This window comes from Kordiimonas lipolytica (genome assembly GCF_001550065.1).
Map to the genome: position 1 here is coordinate 189,568 of NZ_LRUB01000017.1, position 15,773 is coordinate 205,340.

Here is a 15,773-nt window from a genome sequence, read left to right on the forward strand (position 1 = left end):
AGCCCCTACCGGCTTTACTTCTTGGGCGTCATCACGACTTTGTCAGAGCTGATCCCGATGGCCATCGCCGCATCATAGATGCGGAGGGAAAGGCCAAAATGGGAATCTGCGCCAGCCTGAATTACAACCGGTGCCTCCGGACGCTCTACGCTTTCTTTCTTGATGATCGATGACACGGACGAGATATCCACATAACGGAACTCATGCATGATCCGGCCGTTGTTATCGATAATGAAAGCGATAGCGCGCTTGTCATCTTCCGGTGGCGGAGGAGTTTCACTATTGTTGTCCTCCGGTTTGTTGATCTCCAGACCAGACTCTTTGACAAAGGTTGCGGTCACGATGAAGAAGATCAGCATGATGAATACGATGTCGAGCATCGGCGTCATGTTGACTTCGGCTTCGTCGCCCCCTTTTGCAAATTTACGCATTGGTAAATACTCCGATTCTGGTCTTAGTGATCCGTTGTCAGGCTGTCTTCGAGCCGCTCGGATTCGCGTTTTGCACGACGTTCGATATAGGTGCTCAGGAAAATGCCGGACAGTGCAGCAACCATGCCCGCCATAGTCGGGATTGTTGCCTTCGACACACCTGCCGCCATGGCGCGAGCGTTCGATGAACCCTGTGTCGCCATAACTTCAAACACCTCAATCATACCCGTAACCGTACCCAGCAGCCCGATAAGCGGACAAAGGGCAACGAGCGTCTTGATCATGCCAACACCCTGATTCAGGTTGTTGTTGACCTCGGAAATCATGGCTGTGCGAATTTTATGCGCATACCATGACCGACGCTCGGCACGGGATTCCCATGCATCGACAACGCGATTCTTCTGCTTGTTGTACTCCAGTGCGAAGTACCAAATACGCTCGATGATCAGCACCCACATGATGAACGTGACGCCAAGCACCAGGAACAGGACGTTACCGCCCCGCTCCATGAAGGCTTGGATCGCGCCGAATGCTTCATTAAGCGCTAGCATTCGCGTGCTCCTTCTCTGCGTGAACCGCGATGATACCAGCGGACTGTTCTTCCAGTACGTGAATCACGGACTTGGAAGTGCCGGCAACAAAGCTGTGCAGGAGCAGAGTAGGGATTGCAACCACGAGGCCCTCTACCGTCGTCATCAGAGCGGCGGAGATACCTGCGGCCATCATGCTTGGGTCACCAGTACCGAACAGGGTAATCGCCTGGAAGGTCTGGATCATACCAGTCACTGTACCCAGCAGACCGAAGAGCGGTGCTACTGCGGAAATCAGCTTGATCAGCGTCAGGAAGCGCTCAAGGGCAGGCGTTTCCTTCAGGATTGCTTCGTCAAGCTTCAGTTCCAGTGTTTCGACATCAACATTCTTGTTGCTGTCGTAAACAGACAGAACACGGCCCAGTGGGTTGTTGGTGTCAGCAACTTCGGAGCGAATCTGCTTCTTCACTTTGCCGGAAACCATCATCAGATAGAGCCACTGAACAACAGCCATCAGAACACCGATCGCCCCCAGAGCAAGAGTGAGGTAACCGATGAAACCACCCTGAGCGAGATACTCAGGCAGTGTTGGCTTTTCAACTTCCAGGCTCAGGATCTGACCACGGGATGGGTCAAGAGCGATTTCAGAGAAGCCGCCGGATGCGTTCTGGAACGTGTCAATTGTACCAGTCAGACGACCGGAAGGCTGACGCTGCAGCTCTTCAACTTCGCCAGTGCTTGGCTTGTAGATGTAGAATTTGCCGTCGCCTACGATGCCGAAGTCACCGATACGGGTTACGTCGGTTTCGTAGGTGTTGCCATCTACGCCGCGAACAGTCTGGTTGAAAGTCACGATTTCAGACGAACCGATCATTTCCTGAACCATCACTACTGGCCATGCGCGGATTTCTTCAATCGTTGGCAGTTCAGCAGAGTCAGAAGCTTTTTCTACCAGCGTGTTGATTGGGCCCATACGGCCAGGGTTGTCGATTGTCACGTGAGACGTGGAGATAATCGACTTGGCGTCACCAGCGTTTTGTTGAAGAACACCGAAGAGTTCCTGAAGCTGACCGAGACGCTCGCGCTGGACTTCCAGTTGACGGGCGATTTCAGCTTCGTTGTTGCGGCGTGTTTCTTCAAGACGCGCGGATTCACGCTCAAGGCGTTGCTGCGTCTGGCGCTCTTCGGCCAGAAGCTGAGCTTGTTGCTCTTTGCGTGCCATGAACTCACGCTCACGCTCTTTGTGCTGTTGCGTTTCAGTAGCACGGCCTTCTTTCACTTTGTCCAGAAGGCTATTGAGGTCTGCGGTCTGGGCGTTCGCTACGGCGGACAGACCCATGACGAGAACTGCAGCAGAGGTCAGAATCTTTTTCATTGTTATCTCCCCTTCTGAACCGGTGCTTTGACAGGCAGTACCAGTACATCTACAGGCATCTGGCTGCGTGCCATGCGAATGAGCTGCTTAACTGGCGTTGCATATTCTGCGTCCAGTTGAACCCAAGAACGGGAGTCCTGATCCCAGGTAGCAGTCTCTTTACCGTCTTTCGTCTGGTAGTAGAAACCAACGCGACCGATACGAACGAAGTCAACACTACGACCGTCAGCCAGCTGACCTTCGTAGGCGTTACGCGTACGACCGTACTGAACTTCAGCTTTGTAAGCTTCAAGAATCACACGGAAACGCTCTGGGTCGCTTACGTTTGGATCGTCAATGACGTCCGTCAGGTTTGCGACACGCTCGCGGCGCTCTTCGATCTGGAATGGGATATCGAGCTCAACAAACTCAGACAGGTCTTTGACCATGTCTTCCATGAGCGGAATCACCTGACGTTTGATTTCGTCAATCTGCCCGATGGAGCGTTTGATTTTCTCGATTTCTTCTTCCTGCTTGGTGATCACACGGCGCTGTTGAGCATTGTAGGCGCGCAGGCCTGCATTGGTCTTCAGAACCGTTTTGAAATCCGTGTAAAGTTTGGAAGTAGCGTCGGCTGTTTTATCAATAGTAGCCTGGGACGCTTGTGCGATTTTATTGGCCTGGTTTACCTCTTCAACAATCGACTTCAGGCGTGCGTCTTGTGCGTTTGCAACAGTAGCACCCAGAAGGATCGAGGCAACCGCAGCCGTCGAGACAGCTATACGTTTCACTTTAGCCTTATCCATTTTCTGCCCACATGGGTTTTAACAAAGCTACCAGCCTCCTCGGAAACCGAGGCCGCCAGCAGCGGATTAAACCTTGCAAAGAAAAGGTGCCCGAAGGCTCCTAACCTTTACCCTTTCAAAAATTGGGAGCAAGCCGACAGCTATGCATAGTCCCGGACCCAAGAGCCCGTTCAGTCAAAGTGTCGTATCAAAAGGCTTTCCCGTACCTCTCCCAATTGTGCCGACCACCACACGGATTTTCTCCGCTTCTAATCTCATTGTCTCGCCGTCTAGGTTCCGACCTCGGGGAGGCAGGAGGACGATTTATTATGATTTTCCCCGCCTCCAGAAACTGTCGTCTCTGAAAGTGGAGATGAGACGGGCGGTCCGGCTCGGAGCCTATCATCCAAGAATCTTCTGTGATTCCAAGCAAAAATTTCACTTTTCGTGTCAGAATCCCGTCAAGCATATAATTTTACTGCTTTCATTCCTGTGGATGAATAGGTGAAACTAGTATGTAATAATATAACTATTGCAATGCAAAGTCAATTGTTTAGCAATGATCTATGCAAGCAGATGGGAATGTATCGGATGCATTCGGACTTTGATTGGCACCTGAGTGCGCTCGCCAAACCATGGTTTAGAAAGTGTCAGGAACGGGTAGCGTTTTTCTGCTGCAACTCCATCAGCGCGGCAACGACGCCGTGCCACTGATTCTCGGTAGATACCTGAATTGCATGTTCAATTCCCATATGGCTGGACAAGCGACTGGCCAACATCCGGCTATCTTCAGAGATGTGTCCGGTGTCAAAATCGCTCGCGCCGCCGTGGGGTGAAGCACAAGATGTTGAACGCATACTGTAACCCTTAACTAAGCACTTACCTCTCGCAGCCAGCTACTGCCGACAAGCAAAGATGCTAGCAGTCAGTTCTAAAAATCGGGTTAACAGTTGCCGACGAATTGATCCAAAGCAGGTGAAAATTTATTCAGCGCTGATCAGCTTTTTTCCACCAAATTGCATGCAAAACCTCCCCTGAGGGAGGGTGATTCGGTGTCACGGTACATAAAAATCGGCGCAGCAGGGAGAATCAGGAGCCGTTTCTAGCGGGTGTCGTCAGAGACCGTGACCCGCCGCAGGCCCCGTACGCTGTTGCCGATATATACCTCGTCTGCCGCCAGAAGGTCCTCGCGGCGAATCATCTGTTCTGCGATGGCGGGTGTATGGTCTGCCAGAAGCGCTTGCCTGAGCGTGCCAGCCAGAAGACCGCATGCAAGGGGCGGGGTCAGCCACAGGCCGTCCTTGACAATAAAGACATTGCTGATGGCGCCTTCCGTCAGTTCATCCTTTTCATTGAAGAAGAGGATATCGTCGTACCCGGCCTTGAAGGCGCGCGCGAAAGCGCCGTCATAGAGCTCTCGTCTCGTTGTCTTGTGGTGCAGGAAGGTATCGTCTGACTTCACGCGGTCTTTCGCCAGACAGACCCGTCCTGTCTGCGCCTGGGGCAGAAGCGGGGCACTGGTCACGGTGACAGCGCCAGTTTGGCCTAGCAATAGGCGCACCCGGCGCGGCGCATCCAGTGGCATGCAAGCCTCGCCGTGCTCATCAAGCATGGCCAGCGCGTCGGCGCGGTCTAAAGCGAAATCGAAATAGCGGGCGCTGGCCTCAAGCCGCGCCAGATGCTCGTCCAAAAGGTCGAAGTTGCCGTCCACCTCAAGCTTCATTGTTTCAATGAGCGAGAAATCCTTGGCTTCTGTGCGGGTGAAGCGCGCCTTCAGCAGGCATTCTTCATATTCGCCCGTCGGGTCGCTGTCCGCCACGACGCCGCTGCCCACGCTCAGGCGGCCTTTGCCGTCAGGCCCGAAGGTCAGGGTGCGAATCGGCACGTTGAGGGACCAGTCCATCTGGCCGTTTTCGCCCGCAGACGGATCAGGCGGGCTGAAGTGGCCGATGGCGCCGCAGTAGATACCGCGCGGCGCGGCTTCAAGCTCAGCGATGATCTCCAGTGCCCGTACCTTCGGCGCGCCGGTTACAGACCCGCAGGGAAACAGCGCGTTCAGAAGCCCTGATGGTGTCAGGCCTTCGCTGGCCTTTGCCGTGATGGTGGAAGTCATCTGCCACAGGGTCGGGTAGCATTCAGTCTCGAACAGGCCCGTGACCTGCACGCTGCCGGGCTCGCTGATGCGGCTCAGGTCATTCCTGATCAGGTCGACGATCATCAGGTTTTCGGCGCGCGATTTCTCATCGCTCTTGAGCGCGGCGGCCACGGCTTCGTCCGCTTCAAGGGTCAGCCCCCTGGGCGCTGTGCCTTTCATCGGCTTGCCGGTCAGCCTGTCGCCCTCGCGCCTGACGAACAGCTCCGGCGAAAGCGATAGCACCTTGTGCCCGCCATGATCCGCCCCTGTGTCGATATAGGCCCCGAAGGGCACCGGCTGGCTGGCCCGCAGGCGCTCGTAAAGCGCAAGCGCGTCGCCTTCAAGGGTGCAGGGAAGCGGGAAGGTGTAGTTGATCTGATACACATCCCCCGCATGAATATAATGATGCACCTTCTCGATCGCGGCCAGATAGTCGACTTCCGTGACGGGCGAATCACCGATCTCAAGCTTTGCCATATGCCGGTTGCCGCGCCGGGCGCTGAAAAGGGCTTCCGTCATATCTGATGGCGTCAGGGTCTTGCGGTGGCGGGTGGCCATCATCCAGATCAGCGGCTCATCGGCGCGCTTGGTCATCCGGGGCTTCAGGCGCGGCTCGAAATGGGCAGCGCATTCGTATGATATCCAGCCCGCCAGGTGCAGGCCGGATGCGAGCGCGGCGTCCATGGCCTCAAGCGCAGGGCCGACTTCCTCGAGCGTGTGTGCCACAATCACCGTTTCCGGGTCATGAAACAGAAGCGACCGACCCGCCCGGTGCGCCGGGCGGCTATCATCAAGGAGCACCATCGGCGCGTGTCTCAGGTCGGTCACATTCATGTCTCAAATTCGGGCACGCCGGTGGATTGGCGCGCTGGCCTGCTTTCCAATATTTAGTTACTATTGAAACTGTTGGGCTGGCGGATTAGAACCAGTCCCGAAATCCGGGTCCTTATGTGACACAGCTTCAGGCGCGTCAATATGCGTGCCCCATAATATAGAGGGAAAGTCCCGATGCCCCCAATAACTGATGCCGCAGGGAGCCAGCACGCCACCGTTGATCCGGCTGAGCTTGAAACCATCACTGATCTGTATGATCGGGTGCAGTGGCTGTCGTCCTGGACCATCCATCACGCCAACAATATCCGCGAAAGCCGCGACGGCCTCAAGGTGGGCGGGCACCAGGCCTCAAGCGCTTCGCTGGCGGCGATCATGTGCGCGCTTTATTTCGGGGTGCTTCGGCCCGAAGACCGGGTGGCGGTAAAACCGCACGCAAGCCCGGTGTTCCACGCCATCCAGTATCTGTTTGGCAAACAGACGCGCGAGCAGCTGGAGCGCTTCCGGGCGCTGGGCGGCGCGCAAAGCTATCCCAGCCGCACCAAGGATATCGACGATGTGGATTTCTCCACCGGGTCTGTAGGGCTTGGCGTGGCCATGACGGCTTTTGCCTCCATGGTGCAGGATCATCTGATCGACCGCGGCCTGATGGACGCCAGCAAGGCTGGTCGCATGATCGCCCTTATGGGCGACGCTGAGCTGGACGAGGGCAATATCTATGAAGCACTGATCGAAGGCTATAAGCATAACCTCAGGAACTGCTGGTGGGTGATCGACTATAATCGCCAGAGCCTCGATTCGATCACATCCGACCGCATGTTTACCCGATTCACTGACATCTTCGAGACAACGGGCTGGAAGGTGATCAATATCAAATACGGCAAGAAGCAGCAGGCGGCGTTCAAGAGGCCCGGCGGTATCGCGCTCCGTGACTGGATTGATGCCTGCCCCAACACGCTTTATAGCGCGCTGACCTACAAGGGCGGTGCGGCCTGGCGCGAGCGCCTGATGGCAGACATCGGCGCGAAGCGCGGCGTGAAGAAGCTGCTGGAAGGCTATTCAGACACTGAACTGCAGGCGCTGATGACTAACCTGGGCGGTCATGACATTGAACTCCTTTTGGAGACCTTCCGATCTATCGACAGTGACCAGCCACACTGTTTCATCTGCTATACGGTCAAGGGTTACGGCCTGCCGTTCCAGGGCCACAAGGATAACCATTCTGGCCTGATGAACCCATCCCAGATGGCGGAGCTGCAGGCGCAGATGGGCGTGCCGGAAGGCAAGGAGTGGGACCTGTTCGCCGGCATGGAAGACAAGGCAGCACACCTTGAGAAATTTCTGACGAAAGTGCCGTTCAACCAGCCGGCCACCCGCCGCCATGATGCGCCGACACTGAAGCTTGAAGACGCGCTTGAGCCCGGCTCAGGCAAGCAAAGCACGCAAGTTGCGTTTGGCAAGATCATGAACGCACTTGGCAAGGGCACCAGCAAGCTCGCAGACCGCATCATCACCACCAGCCCGGACGTGACGGTATCGACCAACCTGGGCGGCTGGGTGAACCAGCGCGGCATCTACAGCCGCGACCTGATGGAAGACGTTTTCAAGGCAGAAAAGGTGGTCAGCCCGCAGATATGGCAAGGCCACGGCAAGGGCCAGCATATGGAACTGGGGATCGCCGAAAACAACCTCTTTCTGGCGCTTGCTGCCATGGGGCTGGCGGGCAGCCTGTTCGGCGAACGGCTGATCCCGGTGGGCACGCTATATGACCCCTTCATTAACCGCGGCCTGGATGCCCTCAATTACGCCTGTTACCAGGACGCCCGCTTTATGCTGGTGGCCACGCCAAGTGGCCTGACGCTCGCGCCGGAAGGCGGCGCGCACCAGTCAATCCATACGCCGGTGATCGGCATGGCGCAGGACAAGCTGGTGTATTTCGAGCCCGCCTATACCGATGAGCTGGCGGCCATTATGGCCTGGGGGTTTGATTACATGCAGGCGCCGGACGGCAGCTCCGTCTATCTGCGTCTTTCCACCCGCGCGCTCGAACAGCCATCGCGTGATGGCGATGCCTGGCAGGCCGATATGCTCAAAGGCGCCTATTGGGAACACGCGCCGGCCCAAGGTGCGGAGCTGGCGATCATCTACACAGGTGCGGTGGCGCCGGAAGCAAATGCCGCCCTTCAGGAAATTCTGGAAGACGTCCCAGGCGCAGGCCTGATGGCTGTGCCGTCGCCGGACCTGTTGCACAAGGACTGGTCGGAAAGTGTTCGCTCGCTCGGGCGTGACGGCGTGCGGCGGGAAAGCCATATTGGCCGTCTGCTTGCCAGCCTGTCGCCGAACGCAGGGATCGTGACGGTGATTGACGGTGCGCCCACCACGCTCAGCTGGATAGGCGGCGTGAAAGGGCACCGCACCATGCCGCTGGGGGTCGATCAGTTCGGCCAGTCGGGCGACATTGATGACCTGTACGACAAGTACCGTATTGGCACGGATGCGATCCTTGATGCCTGTGCGTCGGTGTATGTGGTGGATTGATTGACACATTTCGCGAAAAATTTTCCCTTCTGAGTTGTTTTGTGTAGTCTGCCCTCATAAACAGCCCGACGTTTGGTGAAGGATAGGCAGTGCAAGTGTTTAGTTTGAAACGGCTTCAGGCGAATACCTGGTGGAAGAAGCTGGCCATGGTGCTGCCTGCCTTTTTTACGGCTGCTGCTTTTGCTGACAGCGACACGTCAGAACCTGTCGACATCTCATGGTATCTGTTTGACTATCCGCCCTCCTATATCACCGAAGGCCCCTATGAGGGACAGGGATACCAGGACCAGATTCTGGCAGATATCGAACGGTCCGCGCCTTCCATTCGTATCCACCGGATTGCCACGTCAATGGCACGGGTCATATCGAACATGGAACATGAAAAAGGCGCCTGTGCCGGGGCACTGGCGAAAACGCCCGAACGCATGACCTACATGGTTTTTTCTGATCCTATTCTTGTCTCCATGCCGCTCCGGCTGGTGATCAGGAAGGATATGATGGCAACCTTTTCGCCATTTCTTGATGACAAGGGCCAGGTGATGTTGTCGGCGCTTTTAAACACCGAAGCCGGACTGAAGGGCGGAGTTGTGAAGGGGCGTGCCTATGGTCAACAGCTGGACGTCGCCATGGATAAAGAAGCCCGGTTGGGCAATGTGGTGCGCGCGGGGCAGGGGCATCTGGTCCTCCGCATGCTGGCCCGTGGCCGCATCGGCTATACCTTCGGCTATCCGGATGAGATTGGGTTCTACGCCCGTATGCTGGAGAGCGAGGGTGTGGAAGCGAAATTTGCGATGCTTCCTGTTGCTGGTCATTCCACAAACTCTCACAGCCATATTGGCTGCACGAAAGATGCGGCGGGCAAAGCTTTCATTACGGCCGTGAACCGCGTCATCGCGGAACCAAAAACGCATGCAAGATGGCAGTCTTACTATCTGAACTGGGTGGACCCTTCGGCGCGCGCTGCAGTTACCGCCACAATTGATCAAGATATTCAATAGCAGTAGCCCATACAGCGCGCGGTACCATTTCAGCTAAATTGACAGCGCTGTCCTTAAGCGTATGATCGTCAAATAATACAAAAACATCAGCGAGGAAAATTAAGTGAGCGACCGTCAGGCGGGCTATTTGCCGTCATTAACCGCCATGCGCGGCATTGCCGCCACCTGGGTAATGCTGTTTCATATCGATGTAAGTCTGTTCTATCGCAATTTGGGGCCCTTGGTTCCGCATGAAGTGACGGGGCTGATCACCGGTGGCTACATGTGGGTGGACTTCTTTTTCGTGCTAAGCGGCTTTGTTATTACCCACGTCTATGCAGGTCATTTTGAGACCGGGCTGGGCCTTCCGGCGGTGCGTGCTTACCTGAAGGCCAGGTTCCTTCGGATTTACCCGTTGCATCTTTTTACACTGCTGCTGCTGATCCTTTTCTGGCAGGGACTGGAAGCGTTCCAGCCTCATCTGATGGATGACAGCATGCGAACCTATTTTTCGCCCGCAGCCCTGCCCAGCAACTTTCTGCTGACTAACGCGATGGACCAATATGTGTTTCTGTCTTGGAATATTGTGTCTTGGTCTATCGGTGCAGAATGGTGGACCTACTTTGTGGGCATGTTGATGCTGGTTCTGATTGGCCGGGGCAGGGCAGCGGCAGCGCTTGTCATTATGGGGTTTGCAGGCGTCTGCCTGCTATCTCTTGTGCATCCTGAAGGTAAGCTGGACATCACTTTCAACTATGGCTTCTTCCGGTGCCTGTTTGAATTTTCGATGGGGGTGGGCCTTTATCGTTTTTACAGGCAGGGGGTGTGGCAATCCTGGTTGAAGACGGACGGTGTTGTCTTCATCGTTCTCGCTCTGATTGCCCTGGCGCTGCATTACGACTGGAGCGACCTGACATTGCCGCCGCTTTTCGCCTTGCTGGTGATCGCGGGCGCAAGCAACCGGGCCAACTTCTCACGGATAATGGAAACAGCTTTGCCGCGCTATTTGGGCAAGATTTCCTACTCTGTCTATCTGATGCATGGGGTCTGGTTCATGGTTTTCTGGGCGTACTTGCCACAGCTGAAACAGGTCTTTGGATTTGACGCACTGCCGCTTCAATACCGGACTGTCTATCTGGTGGCCTTTGTGGCTGTGTCTGTTGTTTCGGCGACGCTGACTTACCGGTATGTCGAGGTGCCTGGCCGCACCCTGTTCAGGCGGCAGGCTGCCATCGCCAGGCCACAGCCTGTTGTTGCCACTGCGGACGTGCCTGAGAAATAGAAAAAGCGGCCGCAGCCGCTTCTTGATCTGCTTTTGCTGCAACTGACTAGATTACGCCGTAGCCGCTCAGAAGCCCTACGACGCTGGCGATCAGGATCACCAGCCAAGTGAAGACGGTGCCCCAAAAGCGGAACGGGTTGCGGCCTTCGAATTTGCCGAAAGTCAGCCCGTGCATATAGCGCCCAACCACAAAGAAGGCAGACAGCACGATCAGGAAAACGCTGTTCACGCCCCGATATTCCAGAAGCCCGATCAGGATCATGGCCATCGGCGCGTATTCGATAAGGTTGGCGTGTGCCCGGATGGCGTTCTGCAGGCCTTCGTCGCCGCCGTCGCCGATAGAAACTTTGGCGCGCCCTCTGTTTTTTGCAACGTTATATGATAAATAGAAAAGAAGCAGGCCCAAAAAGCTTGCAGAAATTATGGTAATAGTCATAAGCCCTCCCCGGTTGCTATGGGAGAAGGGTGGTGCCAGAAGGCATGAAGGTCAAGTAAGGAATACAAGTGGATCGGAAAGTCAAAGATCGGTTCAGGGACTGGAACTTGCTGCACAAATCCGTTGTGGCATTGATCGCGGCCTTTTTCGTAAGCGTTGCCTACCGGGCGGTCATCGTGATCGATTCCGCCTTCGAAGTGCAGCAGGAAGCCGTGCTGCCCTACGCCGCAGAAACTATCTGGCCCTGGATATATACACCCGAGCGCCGGAGCAACTGGCAGGCGTGGCAGATCGATTATGCGCCCTATATGGGGGCGCCGGATAAGGTCGAGTCGACACGCCTCGCGCGCTGGAAGAAAGAATATAAGCGGTGGCATGCCGTTGAGCGCACGACCGAAGTCGTGCAGGCCCGCGTCTACGCCACGGTTCAGGAATCGGACAAGGATACACGCTGGTTCCGTGTCGAGCTGACGCCGGAAGGGCCGTGCAGTACCCGCGTACGCCTTTATGACATGGTGCGCCCCAAGGGCTATGAAGAGCGGTTCTGGTTTTTTACCAGCCTGGACGACGAGCAAAAGAGGGTCGACGCATCGCTTAAGGCGCTGGATCGATGGGTAGACGGAACGTCAGAGGGATGCGCAACCACCGAAGAATAGATGGCGGTGAAGCTACTGTCTCGTGGGAGATATGGATGGATGTGGTTGTGGCAAGCGCCAGCCAGAACGCCCGGCAGTTACAGAGGACCTAGTCGTCGGCCACGTCAAAATCAGTGAATTCCCATTCGTCGATGTTTTCCATCTCGGCCAGGAACAGGTTCTCGGCCGCGACAACAGCTTCCTCTTCTGAGGACGCTTCAACATCGGTAACCCAATAGAAGGTGCCATGTGGAAGTGCTGCTTTCAGGGTAACTTTGCGGCGAGCCATAGGGGTGTCCTTAATTCTGCTTGTTTGGTGTTTTAAAAACATCTCACAAGCGCCGGTCTAGCATGAAGCAAAAGCCCCTGCAATCACCCCGATGGCTATTTTCGCCTTTTTGGTCGGGCAGGCTATAGCGAGCGCCCGATCAGTTCCTTCATGATCTCAGACGTACCGCCATAGATGCGCTGGACCCGGCTGTCTGTATAGTGGTGCGCGATCTCATATTCGGCCATGAAACCGTAGCCACCGTGAAGCTGCACGCAGGTGTCCACAACGCGGCCCTGCATCTCGGTTGTCCACAGCTTGGACATGGCGCCGCCCACAGCGTCCAGTTCGCCTTTCACATGGCGGGCAAGGCACTGGTCGATGAAGGCCCAGCCCACATCAATCTCGGTTTTCATTTCCGCCAGCTTGAAGCGGGTGTTCTGGAACTTTGCGATCGGACGTCCGAACGCCTGGCGTTCCTTGACATAATCCAGCGTGATATCGAACGCACGCTGCGCGCCAGCCATGGCAATCACGCCGATCGACAGGCGTTCCTGCGGCAGCTGCTGCATCAGATACATGAAACCCGCCCCTTCATGCCCGATCAGGTTGGTGGCCGGGACACGGACCTCGTCGAAGAACAGCTCTGACGTGTCCGATGAATGCTGGCCAATTTTCTCGAGGTTGCGACCGCGGCGAAAACCCTCGCGGTCGGCCTCCACCACAATCAGGCTGACGCCCTTCGCGCCTTCACCCGGGTTGGTTTTGCAGGCCACGATGACAAAGTCGCAATTCTGGCCGTTTGAAATGAAGGTCTTCTGGCCGTTCACCACATAATGGTTGCCGTCCAACTTCGCGGTGGTCTTGATGCCCTGCAGGTCAGACCCGGTGCCTGGTTCCGTCATGGCGATGGCGCCGACCATCTCACCAGTGGCCATTTTCGGCAGGATGCGTTCTTTCAGGTCGTCGGACCCATAGTGAAACAGGTATGGCGCCACGATGTCTGAATGCACCGCCAATGCTGCACCACCCGCGCGGGTGTAGACTTGCTCTTCGTTGATCACGCAGTTGAAGCGGTAGTCGCCGCCAACGCCGCCATATTCTTCCGGCATCTGCGGGCACAGGATTCCGGCTTCACCCGCCTTGTTCCAGAATTCGCGGGGCACCTGCCCGGCCTTTGACCATTCCGCTGTATAGGGGGTGGCTTCGGCTTCAAAGAATTTGCGGACAGCGTCCCGGAAAATATGGTGCTCTTCGTCATAAACTGCACGGCGGGCCAGCATGTGGTTTCCTTCCCATTTGTTCCCTCTGGTCTATGAAGATGGGGCGGGGTCGGGGAGCTGTCAAATAAAATGGACGGAACAGTCCACTAATTGCCGGTTTGTCAAGGGGAAGTAGCGAGCGTGCGGGCACAAAAAAAGGGACCGATTGGTCCCTTCCGTTCGTTGATAGGGCTTTTTGTTCCCTATGGGTGTGCCCCCCGAGTGCCCTTTTGCATTCGGAGTGCCCTTTTATCCGTCCTGTGACCGGCGGTAGGCGCGGATCGCTTCGTTCATGCGGATCTGCAGTTGGCGGCGGCGCTCGTGGACGGCGGCCAGGTCTTCATCCCAGCGCGCCTGCTGTTCTTTTGTCAGGTAAGGCATGATTTTCGCGGCCCGCTGGTCCATGCAGGTGAGATATTCATCCACCTTTTTGGAATATTCCACGATGGCATCGCGGCTGTCGCGAATCTGGTCGGCGGTTGCAACACTGCCGTCGGGAACGGGTGGCTGGTCCATCGGGGGCTCGCCACAATCGGCTGCAGTCGCAGGCGCGCTCATCACCAGGAAGCCAGCAAATACTAGAGACAGGGTTTTCATCATCGATTTCTTATCCTTACCAGTCAGAGACCGCATCATACAAAGTTTGGCTCATAGAACAACTGCCATAACAGCTTGGCCAAAATTGGGCGGCGACAGGTGGCGTTGAATGAAGAAAGGGCCGGCACTGGGCCAGCCCTTCTTTGATTGGTCGGCGTTCTAGTCAGCCTTCTTGGCCGCAGCTTTCTTCTTTGGTGCTGGTTTCTTGGCTGCCGGCTTTTTCTTCGGAGCCGCCTTTTTCGCAGGCTTTGCCTCTGCTTCGGCTTCACCGCCGGAGAGGTCGATCGGCTCGGGCGCTACGTCATTCGCCGCCGGTGCCTCGGCTGCCTGTGGCGCTGCAGATGGTTGCTGTGCTGCCGCGGCTGCTTGCTGGGCTTCCATTGCTTTCGCGCGGGCTTCGTCTTCCGCCTTGGCATGCTCCGGGAACAGTTGGCGATAGACGGCATTTACGCGGCCGCCAACGTCCGAAAGGGCTTTCGCCACGGCCTGTAGGTTATACCCGACGCCGCGATAGTAGAATGTATGTGTGTTCGGGTTATAGGCGCGGTAGATGCATTCTTCCGGCGTATTGCCGTCACCTATCTGGGCAGGGTCGCCGACGAAATCGAAAATAACCTGGCGGCCTTTGGTGTTGCCGATCCACTCCTCGACCTTCTCATCAGCGCGTTCCCAAAGCTCGGCCAGACGGCGGTCGTTCAGCGGGTGCTTCTCAGGCAGTTGCAGTGCTTTACGCAGCGCTTCTCCCCGACCGCGGGCACGGGCGCGCGTTGGCCACAAGAGCAATGAAATCTGGCTCGACGGCATCAGGACCATCTGGCCGCCGTAAAGGACACCATTGGCTGCCTGGTTCATAACAGCCTGGTTGAAAAGGTCGAACGAAGCCTGCGCGTGAAGGCACTGGTTCCTCAGTTCGTGAATGTAAATGGCAAGCGTATTATTATCCATGTCAACTATTCGCTTTATTCTTGAGTTTGTTCGCAGCTGTCCCTCTGCACCTCCTCCCAGATGGTGCGCCTGAATAGCCTATTCAAGCCAGAGACTGCCCCCTATGGCCTGAGCGATAGCACAAGCGATCCCCCAAATACCAGCACGGAATCGCGCCTTTTGGCACAAGACATCACGTTGCCTCATTGCCAGAACAGGGCGAAGACTGTAAACTGCCAGTGGGTGAAACAAGTTGGGTGCAAAAATGGCTGATGCTGCTTTTGCTGCAAGTTCGCGGGGTGCGAGCCCTGTTTCCCGTGCGGAACGTCCTTCCGCGCGCCCCAGCAGTGCGTCTTCAGGCCAGTCAGCAGACTTCAGTCGGAGCCTGAACCAGGGTCAGGGCGAATCGGGGCGTCTTCTGCCTGGGCAGGGCACGCCACCGCCACAACCCGGTCGAGGTTTGCTTGGTAACGGCGTTTCGTTTCTTCTGGCCCAAACAAGAACGCAGGAAGCCAACGCTCCCTTGCCGCCAGTCTCCAACTTCGAGCGGGCAAAAAACCGCTATCTGGCGACACAGTCCAACATCAAGGATACGATCGCGGCCAACAGCATCTTGCGTGGCGAAGCCAGCGATGCTTCCGTGGCCGAAGATGCGGCATCTCATGCTCATGTCTATGATGATGATGTCGAAGAAGCCCAGTCGGGCCCTGTGCAATATGCTTCCGGCAGCCTGATTTAGGCGCTGTTTTTTTTCCAGTCCCCTAATTCGTCCCTCAATCTTTTGAGCTA

16 protein-coding genes are annotated in these 15,773 nt (G+C 56.2%); 5 read left to right on the forward strand and 11 right to left on the reverse strand.

What is annotated here, in order from left to right:
• Positions 1-14: 14 nt before the first annotated feature.
• From KORM41_RS08970 to pabB, 6 genes are all read right to left on the reverse strand, one after another.
• Positions 15-431 (reverse strand): ExbD/TolR family protein, encoded by a 417-nt coding sequence (locus KORM41_RS08970; protein WP_068143586.1) that lies wholly within the window; start codon positions 429-431, stop codon positions 15-17.
• Between the two features lie 23 nt (positions 432-454).
• The gene (locus KORM41_RS08975) at positions 455-982 is read right to left on the reverse strand and encodes a MotA/TolQ/ExbB proton channel family protein (protein ID WP_068143589.1); all 528 of its coding nucleotides are present in this window, start codon (positions 980-982) and stop codon (positions 455-457) included.
• Positions 969-2,336 carry a MotA/TolQ/ExbB proton channel family protein gene (locus KORM41_RS08980; RefSeq protein ID WP_068143590.1) on the reverse strand — a complete coding sequence of 456 codons (1,368 nt, stop codon included), beginning with the start codon at positions 2,334-2,336 and terminating at the stop codon, positions 969-971. Before KORM41_RS08980 ends, KORM41_RS08975 begins: the two co-directional genes overlap by 14 nt.
• A gap of 2 nt (positions 2,337-2,338) precedes the next feature.
• Entirely contained in the window at positions 2,339-3,106 is a 768-nt protein-coding gene (locus tag KORM41_RS08985; protein WP_197420915.1) for a DUF3450 domain-containing protein, read from the reverse strand.
• 644 nt (positions 3,107-3,750) lie between these two features.
• The gene (locus tag KORM41_RS21790) at positions 3,751-3,957 is read right to left on the reverse strand and encodes a hypothetical protein (protein WP_156431847.1); all 207 of its coding nucleotides are present in this window, start codon (positions 3,955-3,957) and stop codon (positions 3,751-3,753) included.
• A 245-nt stretch (positions 3,958-4,202) separates the two neighbouring features.
• A complete protein-coding gene (gene pabB, locus KORM41_RS08990) occupies positions 4,203-6,062 on the reverse strand; it encodes an aminodeoxychorismate synthase component I (protein WP_197420916.1) in 1,860 nt (619 codons plus the stop codon).
• A 180-nt stretch (positions 6,063-6,242) separates the two neighbouring features.
• On the opposite strand from pabB, the gene KORM41_RS08995 reads away from it, so the two are divergent.
• From KORM41_RS08995 to KORM41_RS09005, 3 genes are all read left to right on the forward strand, one after another.
• The gene (locus KORM41_RS08995; protein ID WP_068143597.1) at positions 6,243-8,603 is read left to right on the forward strand and encodes a transketolase; all 2,361 of its coding nucleotides are present in this window, start codon (positions 6,243-6,245) and stop codon (positions 8,601-8,603) included.
• A 95-nt stretch (positions 8,604-8,698) separates the two neighbouring features.
• Positions 8,699-9,601, forward strand: a complete 903-nt coding sequence (locus KORM41_RS09000; RefSeq protein WP_068143599.1) for a TIGR02285 family protein — start codon at positions 8,699-8,701, stop codon at positions 9,599-9,601.
• Between the two features lie 103 nt (positions 9,602-9,704).
• On the forward strand, positions 9,705-10,862 hold the full coding sequence (locus KORM41_RS09005; protein ID WP_068143601.1) for an acyltransferase family protein: 1,158 nt from the start codon (positions 9,705-9,707) through the stop codon (positions 10,860-10,862).
• Between the two features lie 46 nt (positions 10,863-10,908).
• On the opposite strand, the gene KORM41_RS09010 is transcribed toward KORM41_RS09005, so the two are convergent.
• Positions 10,909-11,298, reverse strand: coding sequence for an MAPEG family protein (locus KORM41_RS09010; RefSeq protein WP_068143603.1), 390 nt, complete (start codon positions 11,296-11,298; stop codon positions 10,909-10,911).
• Between the two features lie 68 nt (positions 11,299-11,366).
• Here KORM41_RS09010 and KORM41_RS09015 point away from each other — a divergent pair, with 68 nt between their 5' ends.
• A complete protein-coding gene (locus KORM41_RS09015; RefSeq protein ID WP_068143605.1) occupies positions 11,367-11,954 on the forward strand; it encodes a hypothetical protein in 588 nt (195 codons plus the stop codon).
• An 88-nt stretch (positions 11,955-12,042) separates the two neighbouring features.
• Here the strand turns inward: KORM41_RS09015 and KORM41_RS09020 are convergent, their stop codons facing one another.
• The 4 genes from KORM41_RS09020 to KORM41_RS09035 all read right to left on the reverse strand — a co-directional run bounded on the left by KORM41_RS09020 (position 12,043) and on the right by KORM41_RS09035 (position 15,005).
• Positions 12,043-12,222, reverse strand: a complete 180-nt coding sequence (locus tag KORM41_RS09020; RefSeq protein WP_068143608.1) for a hypothetical protein — start codon at positions 12,220-12,222, stop codon at positions 12,043-12,045.
• 122 nt (positions 12,223-12,344) lie between these two features.
• Positions 12,345-13,481, reverse strand: coding sequence for an acyl-CoA dehydrogenase family protein (locus KORM41_RS09025; RefSeq protein WP_380084399.1), 1,137 nt, complete (start codon positions 13,479-13,481; stop codon positions 12,345-12,347).
• Between the two features lie 231 nt (positions 13,482-13,712).
• Complete coding sequence (locus tag KORM41_RS09030) at positions 13,713-14,063, reverse strand: hypothetical protein (RefSeq protein WP_156431848.1); 351 nt, start codon at positions 14,061-14,063, stop codon at positions 13,713-13,715.
• Positions 14,064-14,219: 156 nt separating this feature from the next.
• Entirely contained in the window at positions 14,220-15,005 is a 786-nt protein-coding gene (locus tag KORM41_RS09035) for a hypothetical protein (RefSeq protein WP_068143614.1), read from the reverse strand.
• 244 nt (positions 15,006-15,249) lie between these two features.
• Here KORM41_RS09035 and KORM41_RS21795 point away from each other — a divergent pair, with 244 nt between their 5' ends.
• Positions 15,250-15,723: a hypothetical protein gene (locus tag KORM41_RS21795; protein WP_156431849.1), complete on the forward strand. Its 474-nt coding sequence runs from the start codon at positions 15,250-15,252 to the stop codon at positions 15,721-15,723.
• Positions 15,724-15,773 lie beyond the last annotated feature (50 nt).

Bases quoted from the DNA above. Each gene is read 5' to 3' on its own strand.
- KORM41_RS08970 (WP_068143586.1), bottom strand. From the start codon at position 431: ATGCGTAAATTTGCAAAAGGGGGCGACGAAGCCGAAGTCAACATGACG.
- KORM41_RS08975 (WP_068143589.1), bottom strand. From the start codon at position 982: ATGCTAGCGCTTAATGAAGCATTCGGCGCGATCCAAGCCTTCATGGAG.
- KORM41_RS08980 (WP_068143590.1), bottom strand. From the start codon at position 2,336: ATGAAAAAGATTCTGACCTCTGCTGCAGTTCTCGTCATGGGTCTGTCC.
- KORM41_RS21790 (WP_156431847.1), bottom strand. From the start codon at position 3,957: ATGCGTTCAACATCTTGTGCTTCACCCCACGGCGGCGCGAGCGATTTT.
- KORM41_RS08995 (WP_068143597.1), top strand. From the start codon at position 6,243: ATGCCCCCAATAACTGATGCCGCAGGGAGCCAGCACGCCACCGTTGAT.
- KORM41_RS09010 (WP_068143603.1), bottom strand. From the start codon at position 11,298: ATGACTATTACCATAATTTCTGCAAGCTTTTTGGGCCTGCTTCTTTTC.
- KORM41_RS09020 (WP_068143608.1), bottom strand. From the start codon at position 12,222: ATGGCTCGCCGCAAAGTTACCCTGAAAGCAGCACTTCCACATGGCACC.
- KORM41_RS09030 (WP_156431848.1), bottom strand. From the start codon at position 14,063: ATGATGAAAACCCTGTCTCTAGTATTTGCTGGCTTCCTGGTGATGAGC.
- KORM41_RS09035 (WP_068143614.1), bottom strand. From the start codon at position 15,005: ATGGATAATAATACGCTTGCCATTTACATTCACGAACTGAGGAACCAG.
- KORM41_RS21795 (WP_156431849.1), top strand. From the start codon at position 15,250: ATGGCTGATGCTGCTTTTGCTGCAAGTTCGCGGGGTGCGAGCCCTGTT.